The sequence below is a fragment of the Bacteroides sp. 51 genome, assembly GCF_010500965.1.
Taxonomy (GTDB): domain Bacteria; phylum Bacteroidota; class Bacteroidia; order Bacteroidales; family Bacteroidaceae; genus Bacteroides.
The window spans coordinates 46,342-59,075 of record NZ_QVMI01000028.1; the positions used below are offsets into that span (position 1 = coordinate 46,342).

Consider the following 12,734-nt stretch of genomic DNA (forward strand, 5'->3'; position numbering starts at 1 on the left):
GTAGATTTGTATAAAATTTGAAAAGTAAGCTATGTCAAAACACGAGAATGCAGTAATACGATATATCGCCCTTGATAAATGTTTTCGAAACCAGGGACGGAAATTCTTTTTTGAAGACCTTTTAGATGCCTGCAACGAGGCCCTTACAGAGCTGAATCCAAAATCATCAGGTATCCAGCGGCGACAGTTGTTTGAAGACATCCGGTTTATGGAAGATTCGCAGGGTTACGAGGCTCCTATTGAGAGAAAACGAGAGAACAGGAGGATGTATTACCGCTACTCCGACCCTGATTTCTCCATAAACAAAAGACCCCTCAACCAGCAGGAAGCCAGCCAGCTGCGCGAGTCATTGCAAACCCTCACGCGGTTCAGGGGAATGCCACAGTTTGGATGGGTGGAAGAAATATCGGCACGGTTGACTCAGGAGTTTGGACTGGCAGCATCCGAAAAAGTAATCGGCTTTTATGACAATCCCGATTATGTGGGGCGCGAATATATTTCCGAGCTCTATGAATACATTGTCAACAAATCTACCATTGAAATCAAATACAAGCCATTTGCCAAACCGGAATATGAGGTTGTAATAAGTCCCTACTATCTCAAACAATACAACAACCGTTGGTTCCTTATTGGATATACAGAAAAATATAGTAGCAAAACCTCTCTCTTTGCGCTCGATCGAATAGTCGATATTCAACCAAGCAAGCACACCTACGTACCTGTAGACGATATGGATTTCGATGAATATTTTGATGATATGATAGGTGTTACCATTTACGAAGGAAGCAAACAAGAAGAAGTGATTTTACGGATTGCCAATAACAGATGGAAATATGTAGAGACAAAACCGCTACACGGATCGCAAACCATCCGGGAAAGAGGAGAAGAGTTCACCGCCATCCGGCTAAAATTATATATTAACCGCGAATTGAAATCACTTATACTATCATTTGGCAACGATATGGAAGTGATTGCACCCGAACATTTACGAAACACCATTGCCACAGAGGCTTCTGAGATGCATTCTAAATATTCTTTCTGATTGTGCGCACTCACTGCACACTTGGGCTTTTACTTTGCATCATTCAAATTAAAAAAATAGATCACTATGGAAAATTTTACAATTAAAGACATTTTGGAGAAGCGGGGAAGAAATAGTGTGCCCCTACCTTTGTGGAAATTGCGGCTTACCAATGAAGAGTACAAATTGCTGAGAATTACGCTCAAAAGTTTGTGGTCTCAAAGCACTCCGCCCAGTATATTATATGATAGGGAAGTGGCGCTCTACTTTGCCGAATGGTGGAGAAGGGAATATCCAGACGAAAGAAATGCTCATCCCTCAAAAAAAGCCATTGCCAATAGTTTGAGGATAAGCGATTACCGGATAGATGAATTTTACGACGCTGCGCTGAGAGGACTCAAAAAATTTGGAATCAATCCCATTCGTAATGCTCAGGGGCATACGCATTCTTTTCGTACCTTGCTCAATCAGGGAGGATTGCCGATTAAATACATTCAAAGTATTGATTTCAACAACTACAAGCACTTTCTGGTACAGTTGGCTAAAGAGTTGAAACAAGTAGAAGTAGATTGGGAAGATACCGAGTATGTTTCCGGGCTGCCCATAACAAAGTATCTGCCCCAAACATTCAATAATCCTAATATTTACTATTTGAGTATGCAGATAGTACGGGCTATCATTGAGGACAAACCCGATTTATTACCCTATGATGCAGATGAGGAAGGATTTAAAGATTTGGCAGAAACTATTACGAAAGAGTATAACAGGCAACCCCGCGCTTTCCTTTCCGTTAACTGGGAGTTGAAGAAAGCAAAAGAGAGTGGTGGAAAGTCGAGATTAATTTACTCCATTGAATATCCGCGCAAAATCAAAATTCAGGACATTGTTGATTTAACAAAAGATGAAGAAACACAGCTTTTCTCTTTATATGTAAATGATACCTTTGTTATTTCCTATCGCAAGGCAGGAAATGATAACGAATATTATTATTCAACCGGAGTTATTCATCCCCACACATTTGTTTGGGAAGGACAACAAATCGTGTCTGTTCAGATAAAAACAGATAATGACGAAGTACACGATATTGTATTGCCTTCCGCTCATGCCCCGGAACTTGATATTCCGCAGGTATTTACCCGACAAAACAATCAATGGTTGCTCAAACGTCCCGGTAAAAGTGCGGAGCAAAACGCGGTACTTGCCGACGCTGATTGGCAGGTGCAGGAAGCTGCTGGCTGCGAAACGATCACCATCGGGGAGAAGAGTTACAATTTCTATCCGTTTGATACAAACATTACATTGCATAGAGCGGATGGCGAAAAATTGTCTTTCAACAGCCAGCCTACACGGTATTACGCTGAGTTTCGTATCGAATCGCCCCACTGGCTGGAAAAAACCAATTATAAACTAATTACCCGCGCGCCACATATACGCGTGTTCGATGCGGATAACGAAATCATACGCAAAAGTAATTATCAGGTATTTTACCGCCCCTACTGCGGCAAGGAGTGGCATACGTTCTTTGCAGGAGGTTTGCCCAACGGTTTGCTTGATTTCAAGATAGAATTTCCCGATGGAACCTTCCATATCGAGCGCTTTTATCATGTGCACAAGTTGCATTGTGAACACATTTATAATGTGGAACAGGGCGGACTGGTAAATTGGAGCATACCCGAAGGAAACATCAACCCACTTACTTCCGATAAGTTTTCGTTTGAAAGAGAAGCAGGAAACACCTTTGGAGTAGCCCGCTCTAAACACGGAGGTGATGCCGCCGAAACGTGTGCATTCAGGTTCCGGGTTGCAGACAATCCTTCGCTTGATATGGAGGTGCTTCCCCCGCTCAAAGATATCGTGCTCACCGGGCCCGACGGTGAAATAGATACCCACGGGAAAATCATCACCATAGATATGCTCTATAAATACAAAGTAATCATATCAGGGTTTGATACTGTTCCAATAGAAATACTTTATCTGGAAGACAATGAACCCAAATCAGTGAAACTGCGCCTCAAAGAGAAGAAAGGAATTTACTCCCTGAGTACTTTCCGCCAATATATCGAACAGCTCTTTTTGCTGTATGGCTTCAATACATTCAGCCGCAATTGCAGTGTACAGTTAAACTTTGGCAGTGGCTCATACCGCAAACAAATTGCAGTGAGACGTTTTGATCTGGATACAGTGATGGAGAACGGAAGGATGTATGTTTGCACATCCCGGCACTACTCAGACGGTAACCCCCCGATAGTGAATAATCCCGGTAAAATATGGTTTGTAACTGTAGAGGGCAAACCCCAACTCTGTCAATTAGAGCAGCAGGAGCAGGGATACACCTTACCGCCGGAGGCAGATTACAAGCAGGGAATCGTATTTTCCGATGTATCGGAAGACAACAGGATCATACCTAAATATCACGATTTCGGGCAAGATGACGACATTGATATCGAATCCAGAAAGGCTTTCGCAGCAGACAGCATCAGTCAGTTGGCTACCCAACTTACCTATCAATCTATTTATAGCGAAGAATGGGAGAAAGTGCTCACCTATTTCGATTTAACCGTTCAGTATGAATTGCCTTTCCGCACATTCAATTGTTTCAAGGCCATTGCCCATTCTCCACAATTGATGATACGGTTGCTGGTTTTATTGAAATGTTTCGATGTGGGCGACGATAAAAACCGGATATCACAACTCGTGCGATTTGAGCAAGAATTTGCCGTGGCATGGCACTGGATAAACGCAGAAACATGGAATGAAGGCTTAGAGTATTTTATGAGTGCAGAATATCCGCATCTAAATCTAATGCCTACCTACATTCAAGCACAACATAGTGTATTGGAAGAAACGATTCAGGCAGACCTTGCCCAATTAAAAGAATATGCCTTTAGTGACGAAAAGGTAATCGGCAATCCTCCTCAATTGTTGAATGCGGATATTCAGGAAATACGCGGAAAGATTTCCGGTAGAACCGACAACAATGCAGACTTGCCGAAAATAGAAATCACCGCCGGCAAGTATTTCAAGATCGATGGCATACCCGGCTATCAGGTTACCTGTCTCTTATCGCCGGTGAAGGCGGCAGAAAACCTGATGGGAATTACCGGTGAACTGTGGCAATACGACCATGAAGCGAAAAAACTAAGGCGTATTATCAATTTTTACCGGGTAGTGCTGCCCGATGTCTACGGACAAATCTTATTACATACATTGAAATTTATTAACTACACACAAAAACAACAAACATTATGAATTATAGAAATTTATACACCAATACACAACGCCGTTTTACAGATGCTTTACTCTCGATGTGGGCTTCGGGCAAAGAAAAAGAACAAAACTACTTACGCTACGTGCTGGAAGAAAAAGAGCCTTTATTGGCATCACCCGTATTCCGCTCTGTGTTTCCGTGGAAAAACTCAGAACATACTTTCGGCCAGCATGCTTCGCAGCTCGGAATTCTGGACGAAGACTTTGTAGACGCGCTTAACGATGCTGATGAAAAGTTTCGTTTCCCCCTCGACCGTTGCCCCTACAGCCACCAGACAGAGAGTTGGAAGAACATGCTTAAACGCAAGAAAACAATCGTTGTAACCAGCGGCACGGGTTCCGGAAAAACAGAATGCTTTATGATACCCGTTCTGCAAGACCTCTTGCGAGAGAAAAAAGCAGGCAGAGGCAAGGGCGTTCAGGCCTTGTTTCTATATCCGCTCAATGCCTTGATGGACAGCCAGAGAAAACGTATACATGCCTGGTGCGAAGCCCTCAACCCACAGATAAGCTATGCCATTTTCAACGGCAACACGCCGAACGAAATGAATAGTATAACGCAAAAAGCCTCTTTCCCCGAAATCACATGCAGAGATTCTGTGCGCAAGAATCCGCCTCAGATACTATTTACCAATCCAACCATGTTGGAATATATGCTGCTGCGAAATTCAGACCAGGCCATACTACAACAATCACAAGGAAAGCTACGCTGGATATTGTTGGATGAAACCCACTCTTACAGTGGTTCATCTGCTGCCGAGCTTGCTTTGCAGCTTCGCCGGGTGCTGGATGCCTTCGGAGTGGGCATAGATGATGTAAACTTTGCCGCCACATCGGCTACCATTGGCGAAAATCCACAGGAACTCATTGAATTTATATCACGCCTTACAGGGAAGAAAACCGATGACATAGAAATTGTAAACGGTGAACGTATCATTCCCGATATGGACAACCAGATACTTCAAACCGAAATTGATGCAATAAACAAAGAATTTGGTCTCAAACTCACTTGCCAGGATGCTCACAATTTGCGCCAACAGCTCAACAGCAATCCCGCATTGAGCACAGACCAGATTGCCGAGGCTACGGGGCTTACAGGTACCATAGAACAAAAACTGGCACTTATAGATCGCCTGGGTGATAAAGGGATACTTCCTACACAAGGACACTTCTTTGCACGCAGCATAGGTGGACTCTATGCCTGTACCAACCCGGGTTGCAAGATTGACAAAGACAAGCGGTTACCCATTGGTTCCTTAACCACCAAACCGGCTACGGAATGTACTGATTGCCATTCCAAATTGCTGGAAGTAAAGATCTGCAATTCCTGCGGGGAACTGCTGATTAATGGTGAGTTTAATGAAAAAACACATGAATACCGGATGGCAACTCGCTCATTTGCATCCGAAACCACCCTGTTCGAATTGGATAAAGAACTGGATATGGAAGGAGAAGAAGGTGATGGAAATGAAAACAAAAACAAACCTACAGCTAACCAGTCGTTTTGGGCTCCTCTGCACTTAACCAAAGGCTGTGAGGTGGCACCCCATAATAAAGCTGCTACTTCCTTCAAAGGACTGAGTTTGCAGGATAAAGATAAATTCAAATATGCCTCTGGCGAGAACAATTTTGATTATTGTTATCATAAAGATACCCTCCAGCCACTTTGCCCCAAATGCGGAGAATCTGTAGGATACGCTAACTATGCTAATACAAGTTCCGCCTTAATAAGCCGTATGCTCGCCCCCACCTTGCTGGAAGAGGCGCAGCCGATGGAAAATACCGATAGAAAGACCATGTATGAAGGGCGTAAATTTATCACTTTTACCGATAACCGCCAGGGCACCGCAAAAGGTGCTTTAGCGCAAAACATTGCCACGGAAAGAAACTGGACCCGTGCATCTGTTTTCCATTTTCTATCTGACAGGGGCAGGGGAGATTCTTCGCAAGGCCTTACCCCGGAAGAGGAAACATCCTATAATTATTTTTATGAACAGCAAATGGCAGGGGCACTCCCACCGGTTCTACAAGGAATGTTTAAGCAACTCCAAAATAAGAAAGACTCTGTAGGCAAGCCTGATATTCAGCCCATTTCATTAAGCCAGGTTGTAGCCGCTCTGGAAGAAGATGAAGAATTGAATAAGTTGTTTATTCACCTGAGTGAAGCACGCAAAAATGCGATAAAAAACGAGAACTCTTCGGAACATCGGGAAGAGAAGCGCGACTATCTGAAAGCCTTGTTGCTGGATGCGCTTGGAATGCGTCCCCGCCGTGGTAACGCACTGGAATCTATGGGATTGGTGAGCCTTCATTATCCGGGTATGGCCGATGAAAAGGCGCCTCACCTCTTTACCAAATATGGCTTTACGGATAACGAGTGGAGAGATTTCCTAAAAATATGCCTCGACTATCATTTACGGCGTAATATGCATTATTACATCCCCGAAAAAGCAAATGTATATTTGCCGCAAAGTTATTTTTCCGACCCTGTTTATGGATCGGAACTACCAGCCGGAACAAAGGACTCAAGGAGCGATCGTTCATTGAAAAAGTGGCCCCTTCTGAAAAGAACCGGGAAGAACATTCCCGAGAAACAACCCAGAATCGTTCTTTTATTGTGCGCGGCAATGGGAATTACAGATGTAGGTTTAATGTCTGAAGATCAAAAAGATGATATAGACGAAATTTTGCGAAAAGCCTGGAGAATACTGGCAGCTAAGGTTTTATCCCCCTTAAATGACAAAACAATTAACGGAATAAAATACGATGGATACAAACTGGATTTATTTGATGATCGGAAAGTACAAATCAAGCTCAGTGCCCAGTCATGGATATGTCCCGTTCATCACTCGCTGATAGATGTGAACTTCAAGTCATACAGCCCATTAATAACCGGATATGTAAATGCGGACACATACAAGCGTTTTAGGATTGATACCCCTCCCGTATCTCTTTCCCACTTTCCGTATGCTTACAGAAAAGATGAAAACGGAGAAACCGTATCTAAAGAGAAAATACTGGAATGGATGAATGAAGCATTCCATAGCAGAAAAGAACGCGGTATATGGTCGGATATATACGAAAATATCCTCTTAAAAAGCCCTGTATTCATTGCTGCCGAACACTCGGCACAATTGAAAAGAGCAGCCTTAGAGCAATACGAAAATCAGTTTAACAAAGGCGAGCTAAATATACTTTCCTGCTCTACAACCATGGAAATGGGGATAGACATTGGTGGTATCTCCGAAGTGCTGATGACAAATGTACCGCCCAAACCGGCCAACTATCTGCAACGTGCAGGGCGTGCAGGACGTCGTGGAGAGATGAAATCTCTTGCGTTTACCATCTGTGCCCCGACTCCCATCGGTACCAATACGTTTAGTAATCCCACCTGGGCATTGGACCACAAAATTGCCATGCCTTTGATACGTATGGAAAGCCATATCCTGGTGCAGCGCAATGTGAACTCCTATTTGCTGTCTCAGTACATAGCCCGTCGTGGTGGCATGGAAATTAAAGAATCAATAGACGATTTTTTCTATGAACACAGTGGGAAGCATTTTAGCGATTTCAGGATTTTTCTGGAAAATGTAGCATCAAACGATAAAATAGTAGAGGGGTATCGGCGCCTGACAAAAGGTACGATTAAAGAAAATACACCTCTGGAAACGATGGCCCGGGAAGGTCTTACACAAATCAACTCGATCTATATAACTCTTAATTCAAAGATAGAAGTAATTGAACAAAACAAAGCGGATGTAAAATCAATCAGTCGAAAAAAACTGTTTGAAAGCCAGTTGGAAAAGCTAAAGAGAGAGAACCTCATTGGATTTTTGGCCGAAAACAATTTCATTCCCAGCGCCGGCATACCAACAGGACTGATTGAGTTTGACAACCCCGCTCATCCATTGAGCAGGCATTTGAGTGTAGCCATTTCCGAGTATGCCCCCGGCAATCGGATTGTAGCCAATGAGTGGACATACGAATCAGCCGGTATTGAAATGAAAGGAAAATGGAGTGAAAGTCGCCGTTCTCACTTGCAAAATTGTCCTTCCTGCGGATATTCTACCATCAGAATGGGTAAACATCTGGAGAGCTGTCCTTATTGTGGACCCGCGCGGAAGCTTCAGGGAGTAAAAGGATTTCCGGAAATGAGCCCGTTTACCGAAACCATCGAACCGGCCGGTTTTAAAACAGATGTAAGCTACAAGCCAACCCGCAAGATGAAACAAAATCCATCGGCAATGGTTTATCCCGCGTTGTTGGAAATGGAACCCTGGAAAGAAGGTGAGAATAGCATACTTGATCTTCGCGTGGGTACGCCCCAAGCCGAAATCCTATATTATAATGTGGGAGATAGAAAAGGGTATGCCCTTTGCACTGTCTGCGGAAAGATGAAGAAAGAAAAAGACCAACATGGAGATAAGCCATTGGAAAATCCGCTGGCCGGTCATAAACATCTGTCAATAGGCGGTATTTGTGCCGGCAATGAAGACAGAGCTACACCTGTGCGGCGCAATGTATTGCTCGTAGGGCGGTATCAAACAGATTTAGTAGAATTGCGCTTCCGCGATAAAGACGGTAATCCATTGAAGGGGTCAGCTCTCTATAGCCTGGGTGTAGTATTAACTAACAAGCTGGCCGATTATATAGGCGTAAACCGCTCTGAAATAAAATTTGGAGTCAATGAGCAATTCAACTCCGTATTTATTTTCGATACCGCCTTAGGCGGAGCTGGATACTCTACCCTGTTCCCACTTTATAGGGATGATATATTGGATTTGGCTTATAATGAACTGAAACTTTGTGACTGTCCCAAAGCTTGTACCAGCTGCCTGATAGACCGCGACTCACAATGGTTCATGGAAAAACTCGACAAACAGGAAGCTATTAAATGGTTGGAATTCGAAAGGGAAAGCCGCAAGGAAATCCCGGAAGCAGTTAAATCAGTCGTTCCCGATGCAGGGCGGGTAACAGCCAACTTAAGAGCTGAATTCAGCAATGTTCTCACCGACCCTTCCCTGCAAGAGGTTACGGTATTCGTTTCGAACGAATTGTCGACCTGGACACCTTCGGAATGGCCTTACGCCAAGAGTTTAGCCTCGTTGAATGCCCGGGGAGTACGCGTCAATTTTGTGATGCCCCATAAAAATATCAAGTTAAATGAACTTTCGGTAAGTGATGTTAGCCTGCTTCTGGAATGTAAAATGAAGTATTCACTTGGGTTTGTTCAAGATGAGCCTCGGGGTATATATCCACTCTTATCCGCCTGGTTTACCGATGATAAAAAAACAGTGGATTATTTTACTGATAGTGACATGCGCCCATATAATGCGGATTGGAGTTCAGATGCCGTTGTTTATTCGTCCAGGAATATGCCGACCCTTTCAATTGCTCCGTGGAATCCTGATTTTAAGTCGGCTTTTGCAGATAACAGTCGGACAATGCTTAGCTTTAAAATCACTAAACCAAACGTTTCTCTCAATGCTTTTGCCGGCGAACTATTCTCGCACGACCGGGAGCAATGGGAAAAGATAAAACAACAGGTTATGGGAAGCAACGTCTCTGTAAAATACACCGACCGGTATCTAAAGACTCCTTTAGCATGTTTAATGCTGATACGTTTGATTCATCAGTTGGCAATTGCCTTCGAGTTGTCCGTTCAAGATCTTGAACTAAACCTGGCATTCCCAACGGGCAGGCCAACGAACTGGGATTCGGAACTGAGCAATGCTTTCGCTTATGTGCAAAACCGGGATGAATTTATAGAAGAATGTGCCGAGAATCTTCTTGGAACCCCTCCGAAGATTAATGGTGGCCGTTTGCCTCATTACAGGGAGCTAATAATAGAGAATGATAAGTTTGAACTGATTATTCGCCCTGATGGTGGTGTTGAGAATGGTTGGAGTGTTGCCCCGGAAGATGAGAATATAAAAATAAGCGATATTGAGGATAATTGGGAGATGGATGTGAAACTGTATAATAGGGAAAAAGGAAATAATGGTATTTTGTATAGTGTGGTGTGTGGGAGTGAATAAATATTTCACCAAATAATTTCAACTTCCCATTAAAGTGGCTATCCATAATTTTGTGTAAACCTCAAAATTTACAGATAATCGAATTAGGGCTCATACCTTAATCTGATTATCAAATACAGTCAAAAACTGGTTAAAAATATTAGAGAAAAGAGTATTATAAGGTGGTCGAAGAGGCTGTAATTTAAACTGTGTCAGCAAAGAAATAAATTATTAACTTCGCTTACACAGTTTTTTTATGGCAGAATTTGATTTTGAAAGTATTAAGAACAAGGCTTTATAACAATTAAAGTCTGGTAAATCTTTATTGGGTAAAGATGGTGCTTTTGCTCCTTTACTTGAAAGTATTTTAAATGCAGCTTTAGAAGGTGAGATGGATGCTCACTTAAGCGATGCTGAGCGTAATTTGGGTAATCGTCGTAACGGCAGGATGGACAAACAGGTTCAGACTCCTTTGGGTGAGGTTACTGTTTCTACCCCTCGTGATCGTACTTCTTCTTTTGAACCTCAGTTTATCAAGAAGCGCGAAACTATTTTAGCAGAAAGTGTTGCTGATCGTATTATCGGATTGTATGCTTTAGGTAATAGTACACGGCAGATTAGTGACTGGATGGAAGAGAACCTGGGTAATCGTGTTTCTGCTGATACGATAAGTTCCATCACCGATCGTGTTTTACCCGAGATAAAGTCCTGGCGTTCCCGTCCTTTAGAACGCGTCTATGCAATTGTTTGGCTGGATGCTATCCATTATAAGGTTATGGATGAATCGGGTCGTGCCGTTTCCCGGGCTATTTACAATATAATTGGCATTGACAAGGATGGTCATAAGGATGTTTTGGGTATGTATATCTCTAAGAGTGAAGGAGCTAACTATTGGCTATCAGTACTGACTGATCTTCAAAACCGTGGAGTTGAAGATATTCTTATTGCCTGTATTGATAACCTGACAGGTTTTGCTGATGCTATATCCAGTGTTTTTCCTGACACCACAGTTCAACTCTGTATTGTCCACCAGATCCGTAACTCCTATAAATATGTAGGCAGCAAGCATCAGAAAGAATTTCTCAAAGACTTAAAAACAGTCTATCGTGCAGTTAATAAGGAAACAGCAGAGGTTAATCTGGATTCTCTTCAGGATAAATGGGGAGAACAATACCCTATTGTCATTAAATCCTGGAGGGATAATTGGGAACGTTTATCTGCTTATTTTGAATATACCGAAGCTATCCGAAGAATGATTTACACCACCAATACGGTTGAAGGTTATCATCGCCAGCTACGTAAGGTCACTAAAAATAAAGGAGTTTTCCCGAACGATACATCATTGGAAAAACTCGTTTATTTAGCCTATAGGAATATACGTAAGAAATGGACGATGTCCTTGGCAAACTGGGCCATAATTGCAGGACAATTAGCCATTAAGTTTGGAGAACGGTTTAGAATACTGTAAATTTGTCGCTCGTCGGGACGGGTGCTCCCGCCCCTTGCCGCGGGGCAATCCCCGAGCAGTGAGGATTTAAAAAGAAAAACATGCTGACACAGTTCTACTTACACGCCCTGGTCGAAAGTTTCGACCACCTCTGCTTTTTTCAACTTATTTGATGTGCGAACCATTTCATGTGTATATTCTAACTAAGTACATAGTAGGACTAATGAAGGACCAGTGATGGAAATCGGTACCGCACTCTTTGTTTTTAAACAAGTACCGATATAATGTTCATTCATTGTCCTTGACATGACTCTCTATAGTCCCTTACAATGGAGAAAAGCAAAAAAACAGCCTCCCAAACAATCAATTTGGAAGGCTATTTCCTTATTTTTCTCTAAAGTGTCCTTTTAGGTTCGAGCGAAAGACGGGACTTTGACCCATCTACGCTATATCGCTAGTATACAATACATTTCAAACTTTATCAAAGAACAGGTACCGATTAAGTACCTTTTTTCTGTCTCGAATTGTCCTACAGATGTTATCTAATGTCTGTCTTACTTTTCGGGTTCAAAATTACACTCTTTTTTTCAATCTGCCAAATTATTGATTAACAAATGTCTTTATTAGTATGCCCAATTCTTTTGTTATCTGGTTTCTATTTTTTCCGTTGCAAGTTAATCATAGAATTCTTGTTGCTTTGGATGCTAATTTCTACGTTTTCACTTCTACAAATTTGTTGAGATGCAAGCATAAATCCATAAACTGTATTAGTATCTGTCATTTTAATATATACATTTCCTTGTTTATCAGTTGTTGGATAACTAATAATACACAAAGTAAGTCTTAACGCTCTATCATCGGTTAAGTCCAAAATTGTTGTTTTTTGGTTTATAAGTATTGTTTTTGAATTTTATCCTATAACCGGTCTTTCTCCTACTTATAGATAGTGAATACATAAAATCATGTATTTTAAAGTGTACAG

General features: G+C 42.3%; 4 protein-coding genes. All 4 read left to right on the forward strand.

Features of this window, described 5'->3' with window-relative positions:
• Window positions 1-31 precede the first annotated feature (31 nt).
• The 4 genes from D0T87_RS17975 to D0T87_RS17990 all read left to right on the forward strand — a co-directional run bounded on the left by D0T87_RS17975 (window position 32) and on the right by D0T87_RS17990 (window position 11,773).
• On the forward strand, window positions 32-1,042 hold the full coding sequence (locus tag D0T87_RS17975; protein ID WP_163176582.1) for a YafY family protein: 1,011 nt from the start codon (window positions 32-34) through the stop codon (window positions 1,040-1,042).
• Between the two features lie 66 nt (window positions 1,043-1,108).
• Entirely contained in the window at window positions 1,109-4,270 is a 3,162-nt protein-coding gene (locus tag D0T87_RS17980; protein ID WP_163176584.1) for a hypothetical protein, read from the forward strand.
• Entirely contained in the window at window positions 4,267-10,326 is a 6,060-nt protein-coding gene (locus D0T87_RS17985; protein ID WP_163176586.1) for a DEAD/DEAH box helicase, read from the forward strand. Before D0T87_RS17980 ends, D0T87_RS17985 begins: the two co-directional genes overlap by 4 nt.
• A 304-nt stretch (window positions 10,327-10,630) precedes the next feature.
• Window positions 10,631-11,773 (forward strand): IS256 family transposase, encoded by a 1,143-nt coding sequence (locus tag D0T87_RS17990; RefSeq protein WP_370526906.1) that lies wholly within the window; start codon window positions 10,631-10,633, stop codon window positions 11,771-11,773.
• Window positions 11,774-12,734: the final 961 nt, after the last annotated feature.

Bases quoted from the DNA above. Each gene is read 5' to 3' on its own strand.
- D0T87_RS17975 (WP_163176582.1), top strand. From the start codon at position 32: ATGTCAAAACACGAGAATGCAGTAATACGATATATCGCCCTTGATAAA.
- D0T87_RS17980 (WP_163176584.1), top strand. From the start codon at position 1,109: ATGGAAAATTTTACAATTAAAGACATTTTGGAGAAGCGGGGAAGAAAT.
- D0T87_RS17985 (WP_163176586.1), top strand. From the start codon at position 4,267: ATGAATTATAGAAATTTATACACCAATACACAACGCCGTTTTACAGAT.